The organism is Kitasatospora sp. NBC_01246, from assembly GCF_036226505.1.
Lineage (GTDB): Bacteria > Actinomycetota > Actinomycetes > Streptomycetales > Streptomycetaceae > Kitasatospora.
Genome location: NZ_CP108484.1, coordinates 5,133,401 through 5,158,969 on the forward strand (window position 1 = coordinate 5,133,401; position 25,569 = coordinate 5,158,969).

Consider the following 25,569-nt stretch of genomic DNA (forward strand, 5'->3'; position numbering starts at 1 on the left):
CCGCTCCCTGCTGTGCCCCGTCCTCGTTCCTGACTCCTCGCCCTGGGACCGGGGCCCGCGAAGCCCGCCGGCGGGTCGGTGCTGGACGGTACGGTGTGCGGGGTTCGTCCGTGCCGGGCCGACCGCCGTCCTCACCCGCTCAGGAGCGCACATGTCAGGGCAGTACCCCGGGCAGTTCGGACCACCGCCCGGCGGCGCGTTCCCCGGTGGCCTGCCCCACGGCGGGGCGCCGGGCACGGTGCCGTACCCCGCTCCGCCGCCGCCCGGTCCGGCCCGGCGGCCCGGGGAGGCGGCCGGGCCCTACGGGGTGCTCGGCCGGGTGCTGTGCGTCCTCACGCCGCTGGTGACGGTCGGCCTGCTCGGCATGATCCCCTCGCTGCTGCTGGCGGTCCGCCGCCGCCGGGCGTACGACATCCTCGGTGCGGCGGTGTTCGCCGCCCTCTTCCTCACCTACCTGGTCTGCGCGGGTGTGGCCGGCGGCACCGGCGACGCGCCCACCGCGGACACCGTCGGCATGGTGGCCATGGTGCTGATGTGGCTCGGCGCACCGCTGCACTTCCTGGCGATGGACCTGCGCGCGGTCTGGGAGGCGGGCCGGCCGAAGGCGCCCGCCGCGGCGGCGTACTACCCGCCGCCCGCCGCACCGTACGGACCGCCCGTGTCCGAGCCGGCCTACCCGCAGGCACCGGTCTCCGGGTACGGCCCGCCCTTCGGGACCCCGACCCCGCCGCCCGCGCCCGGCTACGGGTACCCGGCCCCGTAGTCGACCCCGGTCCGGCTGGTCACCGTCTTCGACGCCGGGGAGGACGACGGCGAGCCGTACCTGGTGATGCAGCGCCTACCGGGTGTCAGCCTGGCCGACCTGATCGCCGAGGACGCGCGGTGCCCGCCGGAGCGCGCGGCCGCCGTGGCGGCCCGGCGCTGCGCGGCGCCGGCCACGCGGTACCCGTGGCCAACCGCGACCTGCAGCCCCAGCAATGTAACGTTCCGTGACGACGGCCGCACGATCCTGTTGGCCCCGAGGCGCACGCCGCGTACCGGGCCCTGCTCGGCGCTGCCCCGGGCCCCGACCCGGAGCGGGCGTTCGACGTGAGGGAGTGGATCGGCCCGCTGCTCGCGGCGGGCGGTGACGCCGCGGATGCCTGGCAGTGGCTGCTCCAGCTCCTGTTCTACCGCGAATGCCGTGACGGCCCGCACCACCCGGCCGTCCGCCGACTGCGGCAGACCCTGGACACCCTCCAACCGCACCGCACCGCACCGCACCGCCAACGCCCCACGCCCCCGGCACGAGTGCCGCTCCCTGGCCGCCGGCCCGTTGAGCTGGAGTGGGAAGTCGGCGGGTCCGACTTCCTGCGCGCGTGCAGCGTGAGTCGGGCGAGCAGCGTGGCCCGTTGGGGCGGCTCGCCTGGGCCGGGTATGACTTTCGGCAGATTCGGTGCTGCTGCTCGCCTCCTACTGTCGTAGCCGTGAGGGTGAACGGTGAGTGGTGGAGCAGGTGGAGCAGGTGGCTCGACGGGGCGCTGCTGGTGGGTACGGCGGTGGCCACGGGGGCGTGCGCGGTGAGCATCTGGTGGGCGCTGCCCGCGATCGCCACGGCGTTCCTGGCCGGGTGGCGGACGGATCGCGTGCGCTGGGCCGTGACCGTGCTGGCCGCGGTCGTGGCGGGCGGGGTGACGGTGGCATTGGCGGTACCGGCCTGGATGGTCCCGGGGACGTCCTTCCTCTCGCTGGTGGTCTGCGCGGGCATGGCGCCCTGGATGGCGGGCCGGTTCTGGCGGCAGTCCCAGGAACTGGTCCGGGCCGGCTGGGAGCGGGCGGAGCGGCTGGAGCGCGAGCAGCAACTGGTGGCGGAGCAGGCCCGGCTGCGGGAGCGGGCCCGGATCGCCCAGGACATGCACGACGCCCTCGGCCATGACCTGAGCCTGATCGCCCTGCGGGCCGGTGCCCTGAAGCTGGCACCCGACCTCGCCCCGGCGCACCGGGAGGCGGCCCAGGAGATCCGCAAGGGTGCCGGAGCGGCCGTGGAACGCCTTGCCGAGGTGATCGGCATCCTCCGGGAGACGGACGCGGCGGGCGAGGCCGCCCGGGGCCCCGCCGACGCGGGGGTCGCCCACCTGGTGGAGGAGGCGGCCGCCGCCGGTCTGCAGGTCCGCCTGGCGATGACGGGCCCGGCGGACGCTCTGCCGCGCGCGGTGGAGCACGCCGTGTACCGGGTGACCCAGGAGGCGCTGACCAACGCGGCCAAGCACGCCCCACAGGCGAGGGTCGGCGTGCGGGTCGCCCACACGCCGGAGGGCGTCCGCGTCCAGGTGGTGAACGGGCCGCCACCGGTGGGTCCAGCGGCAGCACCGGCAGCACCGGCAGCACCGAACGCGGGCGGCCGTGGGCTGATCGGCCTGGCCGAGCGGGTCAGACTGGCCGGCGGCACCTTCCGGTACGGGCCGCGCGCCGAGGGCGGCGGGTTCGAGGTGCTCGCCCACCTGCCGCGCGCCGGCGCCGCCGTCACTCCGCCGCCCGGGCCCGCCCCGGTCTCCCCCATCCGTGAACTCAGCCGCGCCCGCCGCCGGGTGGGCCGGATGATGGCGGCGACCGTACTGGTGCCACTGGTCACCGTGCTGGCGCTGACCGCCGTCCTGCGGGGGTGGACGATCTACACGGCCGGCCGTGCCGTGCTGGAACCGGCGGACTACGCGTCGCTGCGGATCGGTCAGGACCGGGCGACGGTCCAGCGGTTTCTGCCTGCCCATCAGTTTCCGTACCATCCGTCCGTGGGGAACCCGCCACCCCGGGGAGAAGGAGTGACGTGCGAGTACTACGCGATCACCGCCGAGCCGTTCGACGACGACCGTTCCGGCGATGCGTACCGGCTCTGCTTCCAACGGGACGTACTGATCTCCTTGGAAGCGCTGATCGCGTGAGCGCCGGATGAGCGGCGGCGAGCGGGCCGCCGCCGGTACACCGATCCGGGTGGTGATCGCCGACGACGAGCCGATGGTCCGGGCCGGCGTCCGCGCCGTGCTCACCACCGATCCGGGGATCGAGATCGTCGCCGAGACCGGGGACGGCCGGGAGGCCGTCGAGCTGGTCCGCCGCCACCGCCCCGATGTCGTGGTGCTGGACATCCGGATGCCCGGCACGGACGGCATCACCGCCGCCGCCGAGATCCGCCGCTCCGGCGCGGCCACCGGGATCGTCATGCTGACGACCTTCGGCGAGGACGACTTCATCCTGCGGGCCCTAGGCGGTGGCGCCAACGGGTTCCTGATCAAGTCGGGTGAGCCGGAGGAACTGATCGCCGGGGTGCGGGCGGTGGCGGACGGCGCCGCCTACCTCTCACCCAAGGTGGCCGCGCGCGTGGTCGCCCACCTCGCCGCCAGCGGAGCCGGCGGGCCGGCCGACCGACGTTCCGCCGCGCTTGAACAGGTGGCCGCGCTGACCACCCGGGAGCGGGAGGTGCTGACGCTGATCGCCGCCGGACTGTCCAACGGGCAGATCGCCCGCCGGATCGGGGTCGTGGAGGGGACCGTGAAAGCCCATGTGAGCTCCGTCCTGGCGCGGCTCGGAGTGGCCAACCGGGCGGCCGCCGCCGTCCTCGCCCACGAGGCCGGCCTGACCACCGGCGGAACGTGCGCGGGCGGTCCGCGCGCCTGACGGCCGCGCCGCCGCCAGCGGGCCCAGCACCCGTATCCCGACCGGCGATGCCACCGCCGCCGTGGCGACCGGCAGGAGCGCGACGACCACCGCCGCGGTGATCGCCCCGCCGAGAACGGCCCCGGCGACCACGTCGTGCGGATAGTGCACCCCGGCGGCCACCCGCAGCGCGGCCGTCGCGATCCCGACCGGGACGACCAGCAGGGCCCAGCGCGGCCGCAGCAGGACCAGACCGGTCGCCAGGGCGGCGGCCAGGGTCGCGTGGTTGCTGGGGAAGGACCAGTCGCCCGGCGGCGGGCAGTGCGCGACGACGGGGTGTGCCGACAGGGCGTCGGGCAGGGCGCGACAGGGCCGCTCCTCGTCGACCACGACCTTCAGCACCTCGCTCGCCCCGTAGGCGAGGACGGTGCCGAGCCCGGTGAGCGCGACCCCCGCGACCGCGTCGGCGGCGCGTCGGCCGCGGGCCGTCCACCAGCAGAGCACCAGCAGCAGCCCGAGCACCAGCAACCCCGCCTCGCTGGCGGGCTCCAGCAGCGAGGCGAGCCGGTGCGGCGCGTCGACGACGACATCGGCCACCCGCCGGTAGCCGCCGGCGGACGCGCCGCCGGTCACCCGTACCGGCCCGCCGTGCCCGGCGGCCCGCCCACCGCCTGTCGGTGCCAGCCACCCGACCACGGCGGTGCCCGCACCCAGCACCGCCACCGCTACCGCCACCCGGGTGCCGGTCGCCCTGCTCGCCCCGACCCTTCCGGCCCCGACCCCTTCCGCCTCGACCGTCCTCGTCCTGACCGCTCTCTTCCTGGCCCTGTTCGTCATGGTCAGGACGGTAGGGGTGGCCGGGGGACCGACGCCCGGGTCGAAAGGCAGGGGGAGACCTGGACGATCGTCGGGGTTGACGCCGCACGCCGGGTGAGCCGTTCGGGGCACGGTCCGCGCCGAGGGGGCCGGGCCGCCCTACCCTCGGGACACCGTCCGGCCGCTCGCGGGAAGGCGCCTCCGAACGCCTGCCGCCCCCACCCCGGAGACCAGCCATGCACCGTCGGACCGCCGTCGTCGTCGGCGCCCTGCTCGCCGTCCCGACGCTGGCCGCCTGCGGGGCCGACGGGCTGACGCCGGGCACGGCGGCCGTGCTGGACGGCCGGCGGATCCCGGTGGCGGCCGTCGAGGCCCGGGTCGCGGAGCTGCGCGAGGCGGCCGGCGGCGCCTCCGCGGACGCCCGCCGGCCGCCGGACGGACTGGTACGACGGGCCGTCACGGACCTGGTGCTCGACGCGGTCGTCGCCCGCGCACTGGCCGACCGCGGGCTCGCGGTGGGCGGCGCGGAGGTGGCGGCGGCCCGGACGGCGGCGCAGGACCGGTACGGCGGTGCCGGCCCGCTCGCCCGCGTCCTGGCCGCCCGGGGTGTCCCCGGTCCCGGGGTCGACGACTACTTCCGTCGCGAGCTGAGCATCCGCCGCCTCGCCGCCGCCACGGGCCAGGACGCCGCCACCCCGGCGGGCGACCACACCGTCCGCCTCGCCCTGGCCGAAGCCGCCCTCCACCTGCGCGTCAACCCCCGCTACGGCACCTGGAACGCCGACCGGGTCGCCCTCCTCCCCGACACCCCGCCCTGGCTGGCCGGCTGACCCTCAGGCCCGACGAGCACAGGAAGTCGGACCGGCCGACTTCCCACTCCGCGCGCCGCGACCGGTACGCGCCCCTGCGGCGGAACGGGGCGGGCGGGGGCCCATGCCGGCTGGCCCTCAGGTTCGACGGGCACAGGAAGTCGGACCGGTCGACTTCTCACTCCGTGCCGCGCGACCGGCCCGCGCCGCTGCGGCCGAACGGGAGGGGCGAGGACCCATGGGCCTGCCGCCGTCCTTCGACCGAGGGGGCGGAGCCGGACCGGCACCGGGGCCTGCCGCTGCCCCTCTGTGTCGGGTGCGCCAGGCGGTGCGGGGCGGCGGGCCGGCACGTACCCCGACGTCGTCTTCCGGGTCGGGCGGAGGGCGGTGGGGCGCGGCCGACACCCGGGCCAGCCGTCGCCCTCGGGGGCGGGCGGAGTACGGCGGTGGGGCCAGTCCGGTGCCGTGGTCTCGCCGCCTCGGGGGCTGATGCCTGTCGCCCGTCGGGCCGGGCGGAGGGCGGTGCCGGACCCTGACCGGTACCCGCCCCCGGGCGATACCCGGTACGCGGCCTGACCGGCACCTGCCCCGCCGTCCCCCTGGCCGGGTGAAACGTGGAGGCGGGGGCTCACCGGGGCCGGGTAGGTTCGGGGTGTGACGAATCTTCCGGGCGCGAAGCTGATCCTGCTCACCACCACCCACCGGGTGGCTCCCGGCCTGCTGGCCTGGCCCGCCTGGGAGGCGCTGAGGTCGGCCGGGCGGGTGCTCGCCGGGGACGCCGCGCACCCGCAGCTGCCGGCGGTGCGGCAGGCGGGGGTCGAGGTGGAGGTGGTGGCGCCCGGTTCGGCGCCCGCGCTCGCCCGGCTGCTGACCGGACAGCCGGCCGCCTCGGGGCCGACGGTCTGGCTGGGCAGCCCGGACGGCGACCCCGGGCTCACCGACGCGCTGGCGCGCCTCGCGGTCGAGCACGCGGGCGAGGTGCCCGAGATCGAGGTGCTGCCCGGTTCGTACGACCTGCCGGGCGCGCGGCTGCTGGACCTGGTCTCGGTGATGGACCGCCTTCGCTCGCCCGGCGGCTGCCCCTGGGACGCCGAGCAGACCCACGCCAGCCTGGTGAAGTACCTGGTGGAGGAGTCCTTCGAGCTGGTCGAGGCGATCGAGGAGGGGGACCGCGACACGCTCCGCGAGGAGCTGGGCGACGTCCTGCTCCAGGTCTTCTTCCACTCCCGGATCGCCGAGGAGCACCCCACCGACGCGTTCTCCATCGACGACGTGGCGGGTGACATCGTCGAGAAGCTGATGTACCGCCACCCGCACGTGTTCGGGGATGTCGAGGCCGAGGGCGCCGCCGAGGTGGAGGCGAACTGGGAGGCGCTGAAGGCCGCCGAGAAGTCGGAGCGCGAGTCGGTGCTGGACGGCGTGCCGGCCGGTCTTCCCGCGCTGGCGTACGCGGCGAAGCTGGTGTCCCGGGTGCGCCGGGCGGGCTTCACCGGTGTGCCGGACGCGGCCTACGAGCTGCCCGCGGAGCTCACGGCGGAGTCGGCGGGCCGGCTGCTGCTCGCGGTGGCGCAGCGGGCGTTCGACGCGGGGGTGGACGTGGACGCCGCGCTCCGGGCGGCCGCGCGCGGCTACCGGGACGCCGTGCGCGCCGCCGAGGGGCTCAAGCCCGAGTAGCCCCGAGCGGCCCCCCGGAGCACGCCCGGGCCGAGACCCGCGCCCGGGCACGCCCGCACCGCGACCGCCGCCCGGGCACGCCGCCCGCACCGCGACCCGCCGCCCCCCGTCAGACCGCCGCGACGTCCTCCACCGCCCGGCGCTGCACCGGGACCACCTCGTCGACGACCTCGGCGATCGCCTCGCCGACCAGGGCGAGCAGTTCGGCCAGCCGCTCCAGGTCGAGGTGGTCCGGCAGCTCGGCGAGGGAGACGACGCGCTCGCCGCCCGGCCCGGCGACGCAGAACAGGTCGATCGGGCCGAGGTGCTTCTCGGTGGTGTCGACCAGGGCGGCGATGTCGCTCGGGCGGCGGATGTCGCCGCAGACGCCGACGACCGGGCAGCCCGGCCGGTCGAGTTCGGTGGCGAGGTCCTCGGCGATGCCGACCTGCTGGTCGGCGATGAGGACGCCGGAGGCGCCCGCGGCGGTGAACCGGCGGGCGAGGCCGGCTCCCGACCCGCCGGCGAGTACGGCGATGACCACGACTGCCCCGGTGACCCGCATGGTGCGCTCCTCCCTGTGGGCGGCTCCGCACCGGCGCCCACGCATTTTGCTTGCGGAGGATCGTAGGCAGGTCCTGACCCTCCGCAACAGGGATTACCCCTCAGGTGACCAGGCTCACGCCTGCCGCGCCGGGGTTCCCCACCGGATACGGTCGACACATGCCAGTTCAGCCCGATTCAGCCCGCCCGCCGCTCTTCACCTGGGAGTTCGCCGCCGACCCGTACCCGGCGTACGCGTGGCTGCGGGAGCACGAACCGGTGCACCGCACCACCCTGCCGAGCGGGGTGGAGGCCTGGCTGGTGACCAGGTACGCCGACGCCCGGCAGGCGCTCGCCGACAGCCGGCTCTCGAAGGACCCGGCCCACCACAGCGGGCACGCCCACCGCAGCGGCCGGGTCGGCATCCCCGGCGAGCGCCAGGCCAATCTGATGACCCACCTGCTGAACATCGACCCGCCGGACCACACCCGGCTGCGCCGGCTGGTCTCGAAGGCGTTCACGCCGCGCCGGGTGGCGGAGTTCGAGCCCCGGGTGCAGCAGCTCACCGACCGGCTGATCGACGGCTTCGCGGAGCGCGGCTCGGCGGACCTGATCCACGAGTTCGCCTTCCCGCTGCCGATCTACGCGATCTGCGACCTGCTCGGCGTGCCGGCCGAGGACCAGGACGACTTCCGGGACTGGGCGGGCATGATGATCCGCCATGGCAGCGGGCAGCGCGGCGGGGTGGGACGCGCCGTCAAGCGGATGCGCGCCTACCTGGCGGAGCTGATCCACCGCAAGCGGGCCGATCCCGGCGACGACCTCATCTCGGGGCTGATCCGGGCCAGCGACCACGGTGAGCACCTGACCGAGAACGAGGCCGCGGCGATGGCCTTCATCCTCCTCTTCGCCGGGTTCGAGACGACCGTGAACCTGATCGGCAACGGCACCTACGCCCTGCTGCGCAACCCCGGGCAGCGGGCGCTGCTCCAGGACTCTATCGCCCGCGGCGAGACCGCGCTGCTGGAGACCGGTATCGAGGAACTCCTGCGCTACGACGGTCCGGTGGAGCTCGCCACCTGGCGGTTCGCGACCAGCCCGCTGACCATCGGCGGCGTGGACATCCCGGTCGGCGATCCGGTGCTGGTGGTGCTCGCGGCGGCGGACCGGGACCCGGCGCGGTTCGCCGACGAGAACACCCTCGACCTGGCCCGGACGGACAACCCGCACCTCGGCTTCGGGCACGGCATCCACTACTGCATCGGTGCGCCGCTGGCCCGGTTGGAGGGGCGCGCGGCGCTCACCACCCTGCTCACCCGGTTGCCCGATCTGCGACTCGCCGCTAGCCCGGAGGAGCTCCGCTGGCGCGGTGGCCTGATCATGCGTGGACTGCGCGATCTCCCGGTGGAATTCACCCCCGAGAAGCCCTCCGCGGCACCGGTGGACGGGCTCTGAGCAAATCCGTCCGGCGACCCCCGGCGGTGTCTCGATCTCGTCGCGCCGAGACCCCGACACGCTGACGGGGTGTCGCCGACACGCCCTATCAGCGGGTATGAATCAGCATCAAACCGGACATAGCCCTGTCGTTGGTAGGCGATCGGCCACGCGCCGTAATTTATGTGTGATACCTGCGATATGAGCTTGTTATTGATGTGAGGATCTGTCTACCCTCCCTGGAGTTCGCAGCTGCGGACCTCGTGCGCGGAACGCCGAATCCTGCCCGCCGCGTTACGGGAAACCGACCAGAACCCTTGGGCAGGGGCGGGGGAACCAGGTTTGTTGCCGTCCCCCACGGCTTGGGGTGAAGCCGCCCGCGCGGGCAGAAGGCGTCCGCGTCGTGCGGCCGGGCCACCTCCCGGTCCGAACCCGACAGCTCACCTCGCAGGCGTGCGGAGAGGGACTTCCCCATGCTCTTCGTCGGAACCGGCCGTCACCGTCGTCGCACCCAGACCGAGAAGGCCATCGCCGTTGCCGGCGTGGCCGGCGTCGGACTCGCCCTGCCGCTCCTCACCGCCACCGGCGCCTCGGCCGCCCCGGCCTCGACCTGGGACGCGGTCGCCCAGTGCGAGAGCGGCGGCAACTGGGGCATCAACACCGGCAACGGCTTCTACGGCGGCCTCCAGTTCACCTCCAGCACCTGGAAGGCGTTCGGCGGCACCTCGTACGCGCCGCAGGCCCACCAGGCCAGCCGGGCGCAGCAGATCTCGGTCGCCGAGAAGGTCCTCGCCTCGCAGGGGCCGGGCGCCTGGCCGGTCTGCTCCCAGAAGGCGGGCCTGGCCAAGGGCGGGGCCGCGGCCTCGGTCGACACCTCCTCGGACGCCGAGCCGACGGCCGCCGCCAAGCCGGCCCAGTCGAAGCCCGCGCAGAAGCCGGCGCAGAAGCCCGCCCAGAAGCCGGCCCAGCAGCAGGCCCCCAAGCCCGCCGCCCAGCAGGACGACCGGGCTCCGGGCTTCGCCGGCCAGCCGGGCTGGGACGCCGACGCGAAGGTCTTCTGGTACCAGAGCGACGGCGCCTGGTACTGGACCAGCCACCAGAGCGTCTACCAGCAGTACGCCGGTCAGCAGGCCGCCCAGCAGACGAGCGGGTACGCGGGCCAGGACAGCCGCCCCGCCGCCGCCCACGGCGCCCCGGCCGCGGCCGCTCCCGCGGCCCAGCAGCGCACCGGGCACGGCTACACCGTCCAGTCCGGTGACACCCTGTCGACGATCGCCGCCGCCCAGGGCGTCGAGGGCGGCTGGCAGACGCTGTACGACGGCAACCGCGGCACCGTCGGCACCGACCCCAACATGATCCTCCCGGGCCAGCAGCTCGACCTCGGCTGACCGCCCGTGTGGTGACTCCCCGTGCGGTGACGCCACGAAGGGGGCCGGTTCGGCCCCCTTCGTCCGCATCCGGCCGCATTTCGTGGGACAACCAGGTGAACTACCGGTGGGTAGCCCGGCCACACGCTGAGACGGGACCGAGGTCGACGTGGTCCCGGGAGCCCGTGCGGTTAGGCTCTGGTCGTAACGACTCCGCAACCATCCGGCCGACAGCACCCATCGTCAGCCGAACCTGCTTCCGCTAGGAGATGCCTCGTGCCGTCCATCGATGTCGTCGTAGCCCGTGAGATTCTCGACTCGCGTGGCAACCCCACGGTCGAGGTCGAGGTCGGCCTCGACGACGGCAGCACCGGCCGTGCCGCTGTCCCGTCGGGTGCCTCCACCGGTGCCTTCGAGGCGCTGGAGCTTCGCGACGGTGACAAGAACCGCTACTTCGGCAAGGGCGTGGAGAAGGCCGTCCTGGCCGTCATCGAGCAGATCGGCCCCGAGCTGGTCGGCTACGACGCCACCGAGCAGCGCCTGATCGACCAGGCCATGCTCGACCTGGACGCCACGCCGGACAAGTCCTCGCTCGGCGCCAACGCGATCCTGGGCGTCTCCCTCGCCGTGGCGCACGCCGCCTCCGAGGCCAGCGACCTGCCGCTGTTCCGCTACCTGGGCGGCCCGAACGCCCACGTCCTGCCCGTCCCGATGATGAACATCCTCAACGGTGGCTCGCACGCGGACTCCAACGTCGACATCCAGGAGTTCATGATCGCTCCGATCGGCGCGGAGTCCTTCTCCGAGGCCGTCCGCTGGGGCGTCGAGGTCTACCACACCCTCAAGGGCGTGCTGAAGGAGCGCGGCCTGTCCACCGGCCTCGGCGACGAGGGCGGCTTCGCGCCGAACCTGGACAGCAACCGCGAGGCCCTGGACCTCATCACCGAGGCCATCCAGAAGGCCGGTTACGTGCCCGGCCGGGACATCGCGCTCGCCCTGGACGTCGCCGCCTCCGAGTTCTACCAGGACGGTGCCTACCAGTTCGAGGGCAAGGCGCTCTCCGCCGCCGAGCTCATCGAGTACTACGCCGAGCTCGTCGCCGCGTACCCGCTGGTCTCCATCGAGGACCCGCTGGACGAGTCGGACTGGGACGGCTGGAAGGCCATGACCGTCAAGCTGGGCGACAAGGTCCAGCTGGTCGGCGACGACCTGTTCGTCACCAACCCGGCCCGCCTGGCCAAGGGCATCGAGACCGGCACCGCCAACGCGCTGCTGGTCAAGGTGAACCAGATCGGCTCGCTGACCGAGACCCTGGACGCCGTCGAGCTGGCCCAGCGCAACGGCTACCGCTGCATGATGTCGCACCGCTCCGGTGAGACCGAGGACGTCACCATCGCCGACCTCGCCGTCGCCACCAACTGCGGCCAGATCAAGACCGGCGCCCCGGCCCGCTCCGAGCGCGTCGCCAAGTACAACCAGCTGCTGCGCATCGAGGAGATCCTCGACGACGCGGCCGAGTACGCCGGCCGCGGCGCGTTCCCGCGCTTCCGCTCCGCCGAGTAGTGACCGCGCGGCCGAGCAGTCGTCGGCCCGGGCCCGTCACGAGGGCCGATCGCGCCCAGTAGCGCAAGCCTGACCGGTGCCCCGCCGTTCACCCCGTAGGGTGGACGGCGGGGCACCGTCGCGATCAGGAGGGGACACGGGAGATGGCAGGCTGGAGGATCCCGGGCTTTGCCGCCCGGCCTCGCTTCACGAGCCGGGCGACCGTCCTCGTCCTGGTGCTCTGCTCCCTGGTCGCGATCCTGGCCTACCCGACCAGGCAGTTCATCTCCCAGCGTTCCGAGATCTCCGCCCAGCGGGCGAAGGCCGAGCACGCCCGGCAACAGGTCGAGCAGCTGCGCCGGGAGAAGACCCGCTGGCAGGACCCGGAGTACGTCAAGGCGCAGGCCCGCAGCCGGCTGCACTACGCGATGCCGGGGGAGACCCCGTACATCGCGGTGGATCCGGCGGGCCGGGGCGCCACCCAGTCCTCCGCCGTCCCGCCCGCCCCCTCCGACGGCGCGGCCAAGGCCGCCAAGCCCTGGTACTCGAGCGTCTGGGACTCGGTGGACGCCGCCGACACCGCCGCTCTCGCCCCGCCCTCTTCACCCGCCCCTGCCCCTGCTGGAGCCAGCTCCCCCCATGACCACTGAGAACCACCCCTCCGTCTCCGACACCGACGTCGCGGCCATCGCCGCACAGCTCGGCCGGGTCCCGCGCGGCCTGCGCTCGGTGGCGCACCGCTGCCCCTGCGGCAACCCGGACGTCGTGGAGACGGCCCCCCGGCTCGCGGACGGCACGCCGTTCCCGACGCTCTACTACCTGACCTGCCCCAAGGCCGCCTCGCTGATCGGCACGCTGGAGGCGGACGGCGTGATGAAGGAGCAGACCGCCCGGCTCGCCGAGGACCCGGAGCTGGCCGCCGCCTACCAGAAGGCGCACGAGGACTACATCGCGCGCCGCGACGCCATCGAGGTGCTGGAGGGCTTCCCCAGCGCCGGCGGCATGCCGGACCGGGTGAAGTGCCTGCACGTGCTGGTCGGCCACTCGCTGGCGGCCGGCGAGGGCGTCAACCCGCTCGGCGACGAGGCGATCGGCATGCTGGAGGACTGGTGGGCCAAGGGCCCCTGCGTCTCCCCCGACGAGGTCGAGGCCGCCGGCGAGCGGGTCGCGAGGAACCGTGCCAAGCAGCAGGACCACGAGGCCGTGATCGCCGCCAAGCAGCAGAAGGCCGCCGAACGCGCCGCCAAGCGGGCCGCGCAGGAGAATGCCGAGGAGCCCGACGCATGAGTGTCACCCGGGTCGCCGCGATCGACTGCGGTACCAACTCGATCCGCCTGCTGGTCGCCGACCTCGATCCGGAGACCGGGGCGATCACCGACCTCGACCGCCGGATGGTGATCAACCGGCTGGGCCAGGGCGTGGACCGGACCGGCCGGCTGCACCCGGACGCGCTGGCCCGCACCTTCGCGGCCTGCCGCGAGTACGCCGAGGTGATCGCCGGCTTCGGGGTGGCCCCGGAGCGGATCCGCTTCGTGGCCACCAGCGCCTCGCGGGACGCCGAGAACAGTGACGAGTACGCCAAGGGCGTGCGCGACATCCTGGGCGTCGGGCCCGAGGTGGTGAGCGGCGAGGAGGAGGCGCACCTCTCCTTCGTCGGCGCCACCAAGGAGCTCACCGGCGGCCAGTTCCCGGCGCCGTACCTGGTCTTCGACCTCGGCGGCGGCTCCACCGAGTTCGTGCTCGGCGCCGAGGACGTCCGGGCCGCCCGCTCGGTCGACATCGGCTGTGTCCGGCTGACCGAGCGGCACTTCGGCGGCGCCGAGCTGCCCTCGGCGGAGCAGGTCGCCGAGGCGCGGGCGCACGTCCGGGCCGAGCTGGACAAGGCGGAGGAGGTCGTCCCGCTGACCGGTGCGGCGACGCTGGTCGGTCTGGCCGGGACGGTCACCACGGTGTCGGCGATCGTCCAGGACCTGCCCGGGTACGACTCCGAGCGGATCCACCACTCGCGGATCACCCGCGAGGACGTGGCCCGGATCGCTTCCGAGCTGCTCGCCGCCACCCACGCCGAGCGTGCGGCCATCCCGTCGATGCACCCGGGCCGGGTGGATGTCATCGCGGCCGGCGCGCTGGAGCTGCTGGAGATCATGGAGCGGACCGGCGCCGCCGAGCTGGTCGTGAGCGAGCACGACATCCTGGACGGCATCGCCTGGAGTATCGCCTCCTAGCCCGGTGCGAGGCTTACCGCCCCGGCCCCGGAACCCCTTCGGGGGGTCCGGGGCCGGGGCGCGCCCGGGGCCCTGCGAGAAAGTTCGTGAATTTCTTCACATGGCGATCCAGCCATTCGTCGCGCTGACCGGTCCGCTACGTCCGAAATGTGGGACCGAAGGCCTGTCCGTCGTGTCGCCCGCTGGATCGCAGGTGACGCCCCCGTGCGGGTTTGAAAATCGAAATCACGCGCGGGAACCCAGGCGTGCCATGGATCGTTGCTGCTCAGCAGGGCCGTTCGGGTCCGTAGCCTCACGGGGAGGCGGGGAGGGCTGTGAGACGGCTCCCCGGGGCCGAGAAAGTGGCCGCGAAGTGTAGCACAGGGTGTCCAGGAGCTTGTGACGGGCCTCACGAAGGCTGCTCCGGACGGTGCTGGATACTTTCGGATATGAGCACCACGGAGCGTCCTCGCATCCTCATTGTCGGCGGTGGTTACGTCGGCCTGTATGCCGCGATGCGCATCCTCAAGAAGATGCGCTATGGCGAAGCGACCGTCACGGTCGTCGACCCGCGGTCGTACATGACGTACCTGCCCTTCCTCCCCGAGGCGGCCGGCGGCAACGTCGCGCCCCGCAACCTCGTCGCGCCGCTGCGCAGCGCCCTCAAGAAGGCGGAGGTGCTCACCGGTGCTGTCACCGGTGTGGACCACGCCCGCAAGGTCGCCACCATCCAGCCGGCGGCCGGCGACTCGTACGAGCTGCCCTTCGAGTACCTGGTCGTCGCGACCGGCTCGGTCTCCCGGACCTTCCCGATCCCGGGTCTGGCGGAGCACGGCATCGGCATGAAGACGGTCGAGGAGGCCATCAGCCTCCGGAACCACGTCATGGCGCAGCTGGACAAGGCCGAGTCCACCACGGACGAGGCGATCCGCCGCAAGGCGCTGACCTTCGTCGTCGTCGGCGGTGGCTTCGCCGGTGTCGAGACGATCGCCGAGATCGAGGACATGGCGCGCGACGCCGCCAAGATCTACAAGACCGTCAGCCGTGACGACATGCGCTTCATCCTGGTGGAGGCGGCCAACCGCATCCTCCCGGAGATGGGCCCGGACCTCGGTCTGTGGACCAAGGAGAAGCTCGAAGAGCGCAACATCGAGATCTACATCGAGACCTCGATGGACTCCTGCGTCGACCAGCACGTCGTGCTGAAGAACGGCGTCGAGGCGGACGCCTCCACCATCGTGTGGACGGCGGGCGTCAAGCCCAACCCGGTGCTGGCCAACTTCGGCCTCCCGCTGGGCCCGCGCGGCCACGTGGACACCGCCCCGACCCTGCAGGTCAAGGGCTTCGACTACGTCTGGTCCGCCGGCGACAACGCCCAGGTGCCGGACCTCGCCGCGGGCGAGGGCGCCTGGTGCCCGCCGAACGCGCAGCACGCCGTCCGGCAGGCCGCCGTCCTCGGCGACAACGTGATCTCGGGCATGCGCGGCTTCCCGCAGGCCGAGTACAAGCACAAGAACCTCGGTGCGGTGGCCGGTCTCGGCCTGCACAAGGGTGTGGCGATCCTCTTCGGCAAGTACAAGCTGAAGGGCCGTCCGGCCTGGTGGTTCCACCGCCTGTACCACGGCGCCATGGTCCCGACCATGAACCGCAAGGTGCGCGTCTTCACCGACTGGACGCTGGCGGTCTTCCTGAAGCGCGAGGCCGTCGGCCTGGCCCAGATGGAGAAGCCGTTCGAGGCGTTCCAGGAGGCCGCGGCGCCCGCGCCGAAGCCGGTCGAGGCCGCCAAGCCGGCCGCCGACAAGGAACTCGCCAGCAGCAAGTAAGCGACTGAGATCCCGGTGTGGGAGCACCGGGAAATGAGTCGGAGGCCCTCCGCCCGGCAGCGTCGCCGGACCACGACCTCCGTGGTGCTCAGCCGGCCGTGCGACCGGGCGGAGTACAGAAGTAGCGAAAGACCCCCACCGAACCCTCCGGTGGGGGTCTTTCCGTGTGCGGCGCCGGTGCGGTGCCCGGCGCCGGTGGGTCAGTCGGTCTTGATGCTCTCCAGGATGTCCAGCTTGGACGCCCGGCGGGCCGGCCAGATCGCGGCCACCAGGCCGACCAGGCCGGCGAGCAGGAGGAAGAGCAGCAGCTGGCCGTAGGGGAGCGTCGTGGTCAGGCCCGCCATGCTGGACTTCAGGGTGCCGAGGATCCCCCAGGCCGTGTAGCAGCCGAGCAGCACGCCGATGCCGGCACCGAAGACCGAGATCACCACCGACTCCAGGCGGACCATCCGCTTGATGCCGCTGCGGTCCAGGCCGATCGCCCGCAGCATCCCGATCTCGCGCTTGCGCTCGAAGACCGACATGGCCAGCGTGTTGACCACACCGAGGACCGCGACCAGCACGGACATCGCCAGCAGGCCGTACATCATGTTCAGCGCGATGGTGATGATCTGGCTGAAGTCGTCGCGGACGTCCTGCTTGGACTTGACCTCGATCACCGGGTTGGCGCCGGTGGCGTCCTTGAGCGCCTTCTTGAGCGAGTCGGTGGCACCGTCGGCGCCCTTGACCAGGACGTCGCTGATGTACGGCGTGGGCTCGTGCTTGACGATCTCGCTGTTGGCCAGCACCACCGGGCCGAGCATGCCGCCCGACTCGTAGACACCGCCGACGGTCAGCCGGCCCGTGGACTGGTCCGGGTAGGTGACGGTCAGGGTCGAGCCGGTGGTGACGTTGTTCTTCTTGGCGACGTCCGTGTCGATCAGGGCCTGGCCCTGGGCGAAGCCCGCGGTGGATCCGCTGGTCAGCTTGACGGAGACGAGCTGGTCGAAGGTGTCCGCGTCCAGGCCGCTGATCGACTTGGTGGTGCCGTTCAGGTCCCAGTAGACGGTGGTGAGCGGCGAGGAGGCCGTCACTCCGGCGGTTTTGGCGACCTCGGCGGGGACCTTCGGCGACAGGCTCATGTCGTTCGCGGTCGAGATCAGGTAGTCGGCCTTCATCGAGCTGGTGACGGCCTTGTCGAGGGCTCCGCCGACCGAGGCGCCGATCACCGTCAGGCCGGTGACCAGGGTCAGACCGATGGTGAGGGCGGCGGCGGTGGCGGCGGTGCGGCGCGGGTTGCGCACCGCGTTCTGCCGGGCGAGCTTGCCTGGCGTACCGGCCAGCTTGCCGAGCACCGGGCCGACCAGGGCGATCACCGGGCGGGAGAGCAGCGGCAGCAGGATGAAGACGCCGATCAGGGCGACCCCGGCGCCGAGGGCGACCGGTGCGCGGCCGTCGCCGTTGCCGGTGGAGGCGCCGTAGGCGACCAGCGCGCCGCCGCCCGCGGTGAGGATCGATCCGATGATGTTGCGGACCAGCAGGCTCTTCTGGCTGGTCGGCTGGTCCCCGCTGCTCATCGCGGCCACCGGGGCGATCCGCGAGGCGCGGAGCCCGGGCAGCAGCGCGGAGAGGACGGTGACCAGGACTCCGACCACCAGGGTGACCACCACGGTCAGCGGCTTGACCACCAGCGCGCCGGTGGGCAGGCCGTCGTTCAGCGAGTGGACGGCGGACTGCAGCCCGGCGCCGATCGCGATGCCGACCGCCAGGCCGGCCGCGGCCGAGAGGGCGCCGATCACCAGGGCCTCGATCAGCACGGACAGGGTGACCTGCTTGCGGCTGGCGCCGATCGCCCGCAGCAGGGCGAGCTCCTTGGTGCGCTGGGCGACCAGCATGGTGAAGGTGTTGGCGATGATGAAGATGCCGACGAAGAGTGAGATCCCGGCGAAGGCGAGCAGCATGGTCCGCATGCCGTCGGTGCTGCTCGTGATCATCTTCTGCTCGTCGTCCTTGAGCTGCTGACCGGTCTCGGCGTCGAACTGCCGGCCGGCCGGGAGCTTCTGCTGGGCCTCGGCGAGCAGCGCGGCCTCCGTGGTGCCGGGCTTGGCGGCGAGCACGACGCTGCTGTAGCGGCCCGGCTCCAGCAGCAACTGCTGGGCGGTGGCGCGGTCGAACAGGGTGAGCGTGCCGCCGGTGTTCACCACCGGGTCGTCGGTGGTGAAGACGCCGGTGAGCTTCGCCTCGGCCACCGGGCCGTTGGAGGCGATCCGGACGGTGTCGCCGACCTTGTAGCCGCCCTTCTCGGCCGTCCTGCGGTCGAGGGCGATCTCCTGGGCCTTCTTCGGGCCCTGACCCTCCGCCATCGGGTAGCGGACGTCCTTGCCGTCCGCGCCGGGCGCGAAGTTGGCGCCCTTGGCGGTCCAGGCCTGGCCGATCAGGTTGCCGCTCCGGTCGGCGACGCCGGTGAAGCCGCTGACCACGCCGCGGGCCGAGGCGGCCCCGGGGAGCGCGCCGAGTTGCTGGACGGTGGCGTCGGTCAGGGTGGCCGCGCTCGTCTCGCTCTTCTCCCGGGCGGAGGCGGAGGAGCCGGCCGACCGGTCGACGATCTGGACCGACACGTCGGAGTAGCTCTTGGAGTTGCTGTCCTGCATGGCCTTGCCGAAGGTGTCGGAGAAGACCATGGTGCCGGCGACGAAGGCGGTGCCGAGCATGACGGCGAGGGCCGTCATCAGGAGTCGGCCCTTGTGGGCCAGCACGTTGCGCAGTGCGGTGCGGTACATGGGGTGTCCTGAACTCTGCGGAGGGGCGGGCTGCTGTCGGCGGGGGGTCAGCTGGTGCGGCCCTTGGCGTCGAAGCGGCGCATGCGGTCCAGGACGGTGTCGGCGGTGGGGCCGGCGAGTTCGTCGACGATGCGGCCGTCGGCGAGGAAGACGACGCGGTCGGCGTAGGCGGCGGCGACGGGGTCGTGGGTGACCATGACGACGGTCTGGCCGAGTTCGCGCACGGAGTTGCGGAGGAAGGAGAGGATTTCGGCGCCGGAGCGGGAGTCGAGGTTGCCGGTCGGTTCGTCGGCGAAGATGATGTCGGGCTTTCCGGCGAGGGCGCGGGCGCAGGCGACGCGCTGCTGCTGGCCGCCGGAGAGCTGGCTGGGGCGGTGGCCGAGGCGGCCGGAGAGGCCGACGGTGTCGACGACGCGGTCGAGCCAGGCCTTGTCGGCCTTGCGGCCGGCGATGTCCATGGGGAGGGTGATGTTCTCCAGGGCGGTCAGGGTGGGGAGCAGGTTGAAGGCCTGGAAGATGAAGCCGATGTGGTCGCGGCGCAGCTGGGTGAGCTGCTTGTCCTTGAGCCCGACGAGTTCGGTGTCGCCGATGGTGGAGGAGCCGGAGGAGACGGTGTCCAGGCCGGCCATGCAGTGCATGAGGGTGGACTTGCCGGAGCCGGAGGGGCCCATGATGGCGGTGAACTCGCCCTGCGGGAACGTCACGCTGACGTTGTCGAGCGCGACGACGCGGGTCTCCCCGTCCCCGTAGACCTTGTTGAGGCCGGTGGCGCGGGCGGCCGCCCGGCCGGTACGGACGGCGGTTGCGGTCGACGTGGTCACGGGGTGCTCCTTGTGGTCGGGCTGCGGACGGCGCCGGGGTGCGGGACGGCTCCGGAGGGCCGGTCTGCGCAGGGGTTCGGCGGTATCTCCATGCTCGGCCACGTGGTCACGGCTTCTCGTCGCTCCGCCGGACGGTTGGCCTGACCACCGCTGGGCGTACGTCCGGAGAAAGCCCTCATCCTCGGGTATGACGTCAACCCTGACCGGATCCCGCTGGCCGGATAGCACGCTCGGATTGGCCAAATCACGAACTGTTCGTCAGATGGCAAGGAAACATGACAACTTCCCTGGCTGGGAACATGCGAAAGGGGGAGGCGGGCGACTAGGCTCGGGGATGGCCCGCACGGGGACGGAGCACCACCTCCGACTGTCGGCAGGGCAGGTCCTTGAAGGCCCGGATGGTGGAACGCAGACACGGGCAGCTTAAAACTGCTTGGCCGTGAGGCCGTGCCGGTTCGAGTCCGGCTCCGGGCACCGCTCGACCCGCGGGGACGCCACCGGGCGTCCCCGCCGGGCGCCGCTCCCCGGATCCTCCTTGCGGCGTATCCCTATTCTTTTGCCAACCCATTACCCTTGTGGTGCGGGCGGTGCAGTGCCGCCACGGAGGGAATGAGCAATGAGAAGCAGCAACCCGGTCTTCTCGCGGGAGGGGTCCTTCACCCGCGAGCCCGGCTACGCGGGTTTCGGTACCACGCAGGCCCCGCCGGCCGGGAGCCCGTACGCCGCAGGCCCCCCCGGCCAGAGCAGCCCGTACGGCGACAACCCGTACGGCAACAACCCCTACGCCCAGCAGCCGCAGGGCCAGGGTCCGCTGACCGACGAGCAGCTGGTCGAGATGTACGGCGCGCCGTCCGCCGGCCCGCTGGACACCGGGCGGATGACGCTCGACGACGTCGTCGCACGCACCGCCATGACGTTGCTCACCCTGGTCGCCTTCGGCGGGCTGGCCTGGTTCGCGCTGCCGGACCGGAACTTCGGCCTGGCCATCGGCGCCTCGCTGATCGCCTTCGTGGTCGGCCTGGTGATCTCGTTCAAGCGGAGTGTCAGCCCGCCGCTGATCCTGCTCTACGCGGGCCTGGAGGGCTTCGCGCTCGGTGCCGTCACCAAGGTGTTCAACACCATCTGGCCGGGCATCGCGATCCAGGCGGTACTGGGCACGGCGGCGGTCTTCGCGGCGATGCTGATCGCCTACAAGACCGGCCGGATCCGGGTCACCCCGCGGTACACGCGGATCGGCATCGCCATCGCCATGGGCTTCGTGCTCCTGCTGCTGGTCAACGCGGTCGCGTCGATGTTCGGTGCGGAGATGGGGCTGCGCTCCGGCCCGCTGGGCATCGTGGTGGGCCTGGTCGGCATCGGCCTCGGCGCGTTCTTCCTCTCGCTGGACTTCGCGGCCATCGAGCAGGCCATCGCCCAGGGCGCCCCGCAGAAGGAGTCCTGGCGGGCCGCCTTCGGGCTCACCCTGTCGCTGGTCTGGATCTACATCGAGATGCTGCGGCTGATCGCGATCCTGCGCGGCGACGACTGATCACCGCGCCCCCCGCGCACTGCCGCCGGGCCCCGGAGCCTTCCGCTCCGGGGCCCGGCGGCTTTCGTCTAGGCTCGCGCCATGCCTGAAGCAGCCTCCCTCGCCGAAGCCGTCGACGCCCTGGCGGACCGTTTCCGCTCGATGCCGCAGAGCCGGCTGCTGGGAGCCGTCCCCGGCCACCCCTCCCGGGCCGCCGCCGCGCTGGCGCTGGCCGGCCGGCTGGCGACGGCGGCGCAGGCCGCCGAGGGGGCGGCGGACGGCGCCGGCGGGCCGGCCGTGCCGCCGCGCGAGTTCCCGGACGCCGGTGCCTTCGCGGCAGGCGACCAGCTGGCCGTCGCCGGGCACGATCTGGCGGCCGCCCTGACGGCCCTGCCGGCCCAGGCGCTGGTGCCGCTCCCGGAGCCGCTGGGCGGCCCCGCGGCGGCCCCGGCGGTGCTCGCCCGGGCCCTGGCCGAGGTGGCCGCCACAGCCGCGCTCTGCGGCTGAGCCCGGGCCCGGCGGCAGCGGCCCGGCGGACGGCCGGAGTGGAACGGCCCGGTACGAGGGCCTGGTACGTGGGCCTGGTACGAGGGCCTGGTACGAGGGCCTGGTACGAGGGCCTGGGGGGCGGCCGGTGCGGGCCCCGGCGGGAAACGGCGGACGGGAACGCCGAGGGCCGACCGGATCGGTAACCCCTTGATCCGGTCGGCCCTCGGGTGAACGTCGGCCGCGGCTGTCGCGGCCGCGTCCGCGCGCGTGGTGTCAGATGCTGGCGACCACCCGGTCGGCGAGCACGTAGACGGCGTCGTCGTCGGTGGAGAAGGTCAGCGAGTACGAGCCGGAGAACCGCGAGCCGCCGAGCAGCCGGACGTCCTCGCCGGCCCGGACGGCGTCGATCAGCCGGTACGCGGCCTCCCGGTCGCCGGGGGCGACGCAGAGCGTGGTGCCGTCGGCGAAGGCGTACACGTCCAGCGTGCCGAGCGGGCCCGGGCGGACGTCCGTCAGCGCCACGCCCTCCTCGGCGAGGGTGGCCAGCCGGGTGTCGGTCCACTCGCGGGACGGCGCCTGGCTGGGCACGAAGTCCGGGTGCGAGGGGTGGCGGCGCGGGTCGGGGGCGGGCGCGGGCGCGTCCTCGACCATCGGCTCGGCGTCCAGCAGTCCGGCCTCCAGGCCGGTGGCCAGCAGGTCGGCCTCGCGGCGGGCCCGGGCGTCGCCGCCGCCCTCGGCGACCGGGACCCCCGCGGGGTGCCCCGGGCGCAGCGGGGCGCCGCCGTCGGTCCCGGGCGCGTCGGGCTCGGCGCCGCCCTCGTTGATCAGGTCCTCCAGCGCCGACCGCAGCGCCTCACCGAACTCCGGGTCCATGGTGCCCGCGTTGTCGGCGGCCTCCTGCGGACCGGTCGGCCGGGGGAAGAAGAGCGGCCACTCGTCGGTGGAGCCGAGCACACCGGCGAAGGGGGAGTCGAACAGTGGCGCGTCCTCGGCCGCGCGGGCCTCCTGCTCGGCCCAGAAGGCGCGGGCCTCGGTGATCTCCCGCTCGCGGTCGGCGGCGAGTGCCTCGGCGACGGCGCGGCGGATCGCGGCCTCGTCGACCGGTGCGGGCGTGGCGGTGGCCGCGGCCCGGGCGTCCAGCCGGCGGGAGAGCCCGCGGAGGTGGACCAGCACGGCGGTCGTCACGGCGATCAGTATCAGCAGGAGGAGGGTGTAGACGGCGCTCACGGAACGTACTCCTAGGGAGGAGTGGAACGGGGTTACCTCTCCACATTGCCCCATACGGGGCTGTTACCGCAGTGGCGAATGTCTAATTTGCCCGGGACTTTCGCTCTTGTCCCCAAATTGTTAGGTAACACCGTTCTACGCAGCGGAGTTGATCCGCTCCGCACTGTCGATTTCCGGGCCCGATTCGAAAGAAAAGAGGGCCGGATCGACCTCGCGGTGTGATCCGGCCCTCAATTACTGTGCGTCACTCCAAATGGGTGGTCTGGACCCTTCGGGGTTGACGCCGGGAGGTTCAGCTGAGCCGCTCGACGACCATCGCCATGCCCTGGCCGCCACCGACGCACATGGTCTCCAGGCCGAACTGCTTGTCGTGCCACTGGAGGGAGTTGATCAGGGTGGTGGTGATGCGGGCGCCGGTCATGCCGAAGGGGTGGCCGACGGCGATGGCGCCGCCGTTGACGTTCAGGCGGTCGAGGTCGACGCCCAGGTCCCGGTAGGAGGGGATGACCTGGGCGGCGAAGGCCTCGTTGATCTCGACGAGGTCGATGTCGCCGATGGTGAGGCCGGCCCGGCGCAGTGCCTGCTTGGAGGCCTCGACGGGGCCGTAGCCCATGATCTCGGGGGAGAGGGCGCTGACGCCGGTGGAGACGACGCGGGCGAGGGGGGTGATGCCGAGTTCGCGGGCCTTGGTGTCGGACATGATGACGAGGGCGGCGGCGCCGTCGTTGAGGGGGCAGCAGTTACCGGCGGTCACGGTGCCGTCGGGGCGGAAGACGGGCTTGAGGCCGGCGACGGCTTCGAGGGTGACGCCGGCGCGGGGGCCGTCGTCGGTGGAGACGACGGTGCCGTCGGGGAGGGTGACGGGGGTGATCTCGCGCTCCCAGAAGCCGGACTTGATGGCGGCCTCGGCGAGGTTCTGGGAGCGGACGCCGAAGGCGTCCTGGTCGGCGCGGGTGATGCCCTTGAGGGCGGCGAGGTTCTCGGCGGTCTGGCCCATCGCGATGTAGGCGTCGGGGACGAGGCCGTCCTCACGGGGGTCGTGCCACTCCCCACCGCCCTGCTCGGCGCGCTGGGCGGTACGGGCCTGGGCGTCGTCGAAGAGCGGGTTCATGGTGCCGGGCATGCCGTCGGAGGTGCCGTTGACGCTGCGGGAGACGGTCTCGACGCCGGCGGAGATGAAGACGTCGCCCTCGCCGGCCTTGATGGCGTGCAGTGCCATCCGGGTGGTCTGCAGCGAGGAGGAGCAGTACCGGGTGACGGTGGTGCCGGGGAGGTAGTCCATGCCCATCTGGACGGCGACGATCCGGGCGAGGTTGTGGCCCTGCTCGCCGCCGGGGAGGCCGCAGCCGAGCATCAGGTCGTCGATGTCGCGGGGGTCGAGCTGGGGGACCTTGGCGAGGGCGGTGGCGATGATGTGGGCGGTCAGGTCGTCGGGGCGGACGTCCTTGAGGGAGCCCTTGAAAGCCCGGCCGATCGGCGAACGGGTGGCGCTGACGATGACGGCTTCGGGCATGACGGGCTCCTCGCTGAGTGACCTTCGGGCGGTGGGGTGTCCGGGTGGCGGTCCGACGGGAACGACCGGGTGCGCGGGGGACGCCCGGGAGGAAAGTTACCGTCTGGTAGATCAGGCGTCACCCGCCCCGGCGTGTGAGCTGGCCGACGTGTTCCCGCGGTCGGGCCCGGCGGCCGGGGCCGACCGCCCGGCGGGCCCCTCGGCGGCCCAGGTGCCCGGCAGGCCGACTCGCAGCCGGTGGCGCAGCAGGGCCCAGCGCCGGCCCGCGCCCTCCGCGCCGACGGCGGCCACCTCGGTGCCGGAGCGGCCCGCCGCGGCGGCCGCGGCCACCGCCACCGGCAGCACCGTCTCGCCCGGCACGGCTCCGGCCGGCCGCTCGTCCTCGGGCCAGAGGCCCAGCACCGCGCAGAGCGAGGGCAGCACGGCCATCGCGGCCGTCGCGTACCCCTGGGCCGACGGGTGGTAGCGGTCGGCGGCGAACATCTCCGGCCGGGCCGCGAACTCCGGCCCGAGCAGTGAGCCCAGCGAGACCGTCCGGCCGCCGGCCTCCACCACGGCGATGGTCTGCGCCGCCGCCAGCTGCCGGCTGACCCGCCGGGCCACCCAGCGCAGCGGCGGCCGGACCGGCTTGATGGTGCCGAGGTCCGGGCAGGTGCCGACCACCACCTCGCAGCCGTTGGCGCGCAGCGCGGCGACCGCCTCGCCGAGGTGGCGCACCGCGAGCTGTGCCGGGCTGTGCCGGGTCACGTCGTTGGCGCCCACCATGATCACGGCGATGTCGGGGCGGTGCGGCAGGGCGAGCTCCAACTGGCCGGAGAGGTCGGCGGAGCGTCCGCCGGAGCGGGCCACGTTGACCAGCCGGACCGGCCGCTCGGCCACCGACGCCAGGCCGGCGGCCAGCAGCGCGCCCGGGGTGTCGCGGGCGCGCAGCACCCCGAGGCCGGCGGCGGTGGAGTCGCCGAGGAAGGCGAGCACCAGGGGCGGCTGGCCGGTGCTGCCGGCGTCGGCGAAGGCCTCGCCGTAGACGCCGTCGGCCCGGGGCGGGTCGCCCTCCAGGATGCCGATGGCCTGCACGGCCAGCTTGCTCTCGGTCAACAGCACGCCGACCAGGCCGACGCCCAGCAGGCCGAGCCCGCCGCCGCCGTAAGCCGCCGCGGTGGCGATGCGGCGGGCCACCCGGGCCCGCGACTCCTGTGCCCCTGGCATCCGGTGCCCCCTTCGCGTCCTCGTGCCGCCCCCAGTCGGAGCCGCCACTCGCGTTGCCTGTACACCTCCTACCCGTCCTCGGCCGTGCGCTATCGACGGGACTGGGCCATCCGTGGGCGCACCGCGCGGGCGGCGGTCGGGCGGCGGTCCGGAAGGGGGCCGCGTGGGGGCGGGGCGCAGGTGCGACGCAGGGGAGGGCCGGGGCCGGTGGCACGGCCTAGGCTTT

General features: G+C 73.4%; 21 protein-coding genes, 1 tRNA gene, 1 pseudogene and 1 riboswitch. Of the genes and pseudogenes, 16 read left to right on the plus strand and 7 right to left on the minus strand.

Features of this window, described 5'->3' with window-relative positions:
• Positions 1 to 151: 151 nt before the first annotated feature.
• From OG618_RS22505 to OG618_RS22515, 3 genes are all read left to right on the plus strand, one after another.
• Entirely contained in the window at positions 152 to 763 is a 612-nt protein-coding gene (locus OG618_RS22505) for a hypothetical protein (protein WP_329489335.1), read from the plus strand.
• Positions 764 to 1,466: 703 nt separating this feature from the next.
• Positions 1,467 to 2,918, plus strand: a complete 1,452-nt coding sequence (locus OG618_RS22510) for a sensor histidine kinase (RefSeq protein WP_329489336.1) — start codon at positions 1,467 to 1,469, stop codon at positions 2,916 to 2,918.
• Between the two features lie 7 nt (positions 2,919 to 2,925).
• Entirely contained in the window at positions 2,926 to 3,651 is a 726-nt protein-coding gene (locus tag OG618_RS22515; RefSeq protein WP_329489337.1) for a response regulator transcription factor, read from the plus strand.
• 141 nt (positions 3,652 to 3,792) lie between these two features.
• On the opposite strand, the pseudogene OG618_RS22520 reads toward OG618_RS22515, so the two are convergent.
• Positions 3,793 to 4,134, minus strand: a pseudogene (locus OG618_RS22520) (phosphatase PAP2 family protein); the annotation flags it as partial.
• Here OG618_RS22520 and OG618_RS22525 point away from each other — a divergent pair.
• The 3 genes from OG618_RS22525 to OG618_RS22535 all read left to right on the plus strand — a co-directional run bounded on the left by OG618_RS22525 (position 4,070) and on the right by OG618_RS22535 (position 6,929).
• Positions 4,070 to 4,237 (plus strand): hypothetical protein, encoded by a 168-nt coding sequence (locus OG618_RS22525; RefSeq protein WP_329492413.1) that lies wholly within the window; start codon positions 4,070 to 4,072, stop codon positions 4,235 to 4,237. The pseudogene OG618_RS22520 and the gene OG618_RS22525 overlap by 65 nt on opposite strands.
• Positions 4,238 to 4,682: 445 nt before the next feature.
• Positions 4,683 to 5,276, plus strand: coding sequence for a hypothetical protein (locus tag OG618_RS22530; RefSeq protein ID WP_329489338.1), 594 nt, complete (start codon positions 4,683 to 4,685; stop codon positions 5,274 to 5,276).
• A 633-nt stretch (positions 5,277 to 5,909) separates the two neighbouring features.
• A complete protein-coding gene (locus OG618_RS22535) occupies positions 5,910 to 6,929 on the plus strand; it encodes a MazG family protein (RefSeq protein WP_329489339.1) in 1,020 nt (339 codons plus the stop codon).
• A 109-nt stretch (positions 6,930 to 7,038) separates the two neighbouring features.
• Here the strand turns inward: OG618_RS22535 and OG618_RS22540 are convergent, their stop codons facing one another.
• A complete protein-coding gene (locus OG618_RS22540; protein WP_329489340.1) occupies positions 7,039 to 7,473 on the minus strand; it encodes an SDR family NAD(P)-dependent oxidoreductase in 435 nt (144 codons plus the stop codon).
• Positions 7,474 to 7,631: 158 nt separating this feature from the next.
• Here OG618_RS22540 and OG618_RS22545 point away from each other — a divergent pair, with 158 nt between their 5' ends.
• The 7 genes from OG618_RS22545 (at position 7,632) to OG618_RS22575 (ending at position 15,821) form a co-directional block, all read left to right on the plus strand.
• Positions 7,632 to 8,906 carry a cytochrome P450 family protein gene (locus OG618_RS22545; RefSeq protein WP_329489341.1) on the plus strand — a complete coding sequence of 425 codons (1,275 nt, stop codon included), beginning with the start codon at positions 7,632 to 7,634 and terminating at the stop codon, positions 8,904 to 8,906.
• 274 nt (positions 8,907 to 9,180) lie between these two features.
• A riboswitch (cyclic di-AMP (ydaO/yuaA leader) is annotated at positions 9,181 to 9,353 on the plus strand.
• A 5-nt stretch (positions 9,354 to 9,358) separates the two neighbouring features.
• Positions 9,359 to 10,273: a transglycosylase family protein gene (locus tag OG618_RS22550; RefSeq protein ID WP_329489342.1), complete on the plus strand. Its 915-nt coding sequence runs from the start codon at positions 9,359 to 9,361 to the stop codon at positions 10,271 to 10,273.
• A 255-nt stretch (positions 10,274 to 10,528) separates the two neighbouring features.
• The gene (gene eno / locus OG618_RS22555; RefSeq protein ID WP_329489343.1) at positions 10,529 to 11,815 is read left to right on the plus strand and encodes a phosphopyruvate hydratase; all 1,287 of its coding nucleotides are present in this window, start codon (positions 10,529 to 10,531) and stop codon (positions 11,813 to 11,815) included.
• 143 nt (positions 11,816 to 11,958) lie between these two features.
• On the plus strand, positions 11,959 to 12,444 hold the full coding sequence (locus OG618_RS22560) for an FtsB family cell division protein (protein ID WP_329489344.1): 486 nt from the start codon (positions 11,959 to 11,961) through the stop codon (positions 12,442 to 12,444).
• Positions 12,416 to 13,081, plus strand: a complete 666-nt coding sequence (locus tag OG618_RS22565) for a DUF501 domain-containing protein (protein ID WP_380390315.1) — start codon at positions 12,416 to 12,418, stop codon at positions 13,079 to 13,081. The genes OG618_RS22560 and OG618_RS22565 overlap by 29 nt, the downstream gene beginning before the upstream one ends.
• Positions 13,078 to 14,019 carry a Ppx/GppA phosphatase family protein gene (locus tag OG618_RS22570; RefSeq protein WP_329489346.1) on the plus strand — a complete coding sequence of 314 codons (942 nt, stop codon included), beginning with the start codon at positions 13,078 to 13,080 and terminating at the stop codon, positions 14,017 to 14,019. Before OG618_RS22565 ends, OG618_RS22570 begins: the two co-directional genes overlap by 4 nt.
• Before the next feature lie 428 nt (positions 14,020 to 14,447).
• Entirely contained in the window at positions 14,448 to 15,821 is a 1,374-nt protein-coding gene (locus tag OG618_RS22575) for an NAD(P)/FAD-dependent oxidoreductase (RefSeq protein ID WP_329489347.1), read from the plus strand.
• A gap of 200 nt (positions 15,822 to 16,021) precedes the next feature.
• Here the strand turns inward: OG618_RS22575 and OG618_RS22580 are convergent, their stop codons facing one another.
• Entirely contained in the window at positions 16,022 to 18,580 is a 2,559-nt protein-coding gene (locus OG618_RS22580) for an ABC transporter permease (RefSeq protein WP_329489348.1), read from the minus strand.
• Positions 18,581 to 18,627: 47 nt separating this feature from the next.
• A complete protein-coding gene (locus tag OG618_RS22585; protein WP_329489349.1) occupies positions 18,628 to 19,401 on the minus strand; it encodes an ABC transporter ATP-binding protein in 774 nt (257 codons plus the stop codon).
• Positions 19,402 to 19,793: 392 nt separating this feature from the next.
• Here OG618_RS22585 and OG618_RS22590 point away from each other — a divergent pair.
• The 3 genes from OG618_RS22590 (at position 19,794) to OG618_RS22600 (ending at position 21,415) form a co-directional block, all read left to right on the plus strand.
• Positions 19,794 to 19,875, plus strand: a tRNA-Leu gene (locus OG618_RS22590).
• Between the two features lie 142 nt (positions 19,876 to 20,017).
• Positions 20,018 to 20,929: a Bax inhibitor-1/YccA family protein gene (locus OG618_RS22595; RefSeq protein ID WP_329489350.1), complete on the plus strand. Its 912-nt coding sequence runs from the start codon at positions 20,018 to 20,020 to the stop codon at positions 20,927 to 20,929.
• An 81-nt stretch (positions 20,930 to 21,010) separates the two neighbouring features.
• Entirely contained in the window at positions 21,011 to 21,415 is a 405-nt protein-coding gene (locus OG618_RS22600) for a hypothetical protein (protein WP_329489351.1), read from the plus strand.
• A gap of 255 nt (positions 21,416 to 21,670) precedes the next feature.
• Here the strand turns inward: OG618_RS22600 and OG618_RS22605 are convergent, their stop codons facing one another.
• The 3 genes from OG618_RS22605 to OG618_RS22615 form a co-directional block, all read right to left on the minus strand.
• Complete coding sequence (locus tag OG618_RS22605) at positions 21,671 to 22,624, minus strand: hypothetical protein (RefSeq protein WP_329489352.1); 954 nt, start codon at positions 22,622 to 22,624, stop codon at positions 21,671 to 21,673.
• 292 nt (positions 22,625 to 22,916) lie between these two features.
• Positions 22,917 to 24,137: an acetyl-CoA C-acetyltransferase gene (locus OG618_RS22610; protein WP_329489353.1), complete on the minus strand. Its 1,221-nt coding sequence runs from the start codon at positions 24,135 to 24,137 to the stop codon at positions 22,917 to 22,919.
• A 111-nt stretch (positions 24,138 to 24,248) separates the two neighbouring features.
• Positions 24,249 to 25,343 carry an SGNH/GDSL hydrolase family protein gene (locus OG618_RS22615; protein ID WP_329489354.1) on the minus strand — a complete coding sequence of 365 codons (1,095 nt, stop codon included), beginning with the start codon at positions 25,341 to 25,343 and terminating at the stop codon, positions 24,249 to 24,251.
• Positions 25,344 to 25,569 lie beyond the last annotated feature (226 nt).

Excerpts from the sequence above, each read along its gene's own strand:
- OG618_RS22505 (WP_329489335.1), top strand. The coding sequence starts at position 152 with ATGTCAGGGCAGTACCCCGGGCAGTTCGGACCACCGCCCGGCGGCGCG.
- OG618_RS22515 (WP_329489337.1), top strand. The coding sequence starts at position 2,926 with ATGAGCGGCGGCGAGCGGGCCGCCGCCGGTACACCGATCCGGGTGGTG.
- OG618_RS22545 (WP_329489341.1), top strand. The coding sequence starts at position 7,632 with ATGCCAGTTCAGCCCGATTCAGCCCGCCCGCCGCTCTTCACCTGGGAG.
- OG618_RS22550 (WP_329489342.1), top strand. The coding sequence starts at position 9,359 with ATGCTCTTCGTCGGAACCGGCCGTCACCGTCGTCGCACCCAGACCGAG.
- OG618_RS22615 (WP_329489354.1), bottom strand. The coding sequence starts at position 25,343 with ATGCCAGGGGCACAGGAGTCGCGGGCCCGGGTGGCCCGCCGCATCGCC.
- OG618_RS22540 (WP_329489340.1), bottom strand. The coding sequence starts at position 7,473 with ATGCGGGTCACCGGGGCAGTCGTGGTCATCGCCGTACTCGCCGGCGGG.
- OG618_RS22595 (WP_329489350.1), top strand. The coding sequence starts at position 20,018 with ATGAGAAGCAGCAACCCGGTCTTCTCGCGGGAGGGGTCCTTCACCCGC.
- OG618_RS22530 (WP_329489338.1), top strand. The coding sequence starts at position 4,683 with ATGCACCGTCGGACCGCCGTCGTCGTCGGCGCCCTGCTCGCCGTCCCG.
- OG618_RS22580 (WP_329489348.1), bottom strand. The coding sequence starts at position 18,580 with ATGTACCGCACCGCACTGCGCAACGTGCTGGCCCACAAGGGCCGACTC.
- OG618_RS22570 (WP_329489346.1), top strand. The coding sequence starts at position 13,078 with ATGAGTGTCACCCGGGTCGCCGCGATCGACTGCGGTACCAACTCGATC.
- OG618_RS22575 (WP_329489347.1), top strand. The coding sequence starts at position 14,448 with ATGAGCACCACGGAGCGTCCTCGCATCCTCATTGTCGGCGGTGGTTAC.
- OG618_RS22560 (WP_329489344.1), top strand. The coding sequence starts at position 11,959 with ATGGCAGGCTGGAGGATCCCGGGCTTTGCCGCCCGGCCTCGCTTCACG.
- OG618_RS22610 (WP_329489353.1), bottom strand. The coding sequence starts at position 24,137 with ATGCCCGAAGCCGTCATCGTCAGCGCCACCCGTTCGCCGATCGGCCGG.
- OG618_RS22600 (WP_329489351.1), top strand. The coding sequence starts at position 21,011 with ATGCCTGAAGCAGCCTCCCTCGCCGAAGCCGTCGACGCCCTGGCGGAC.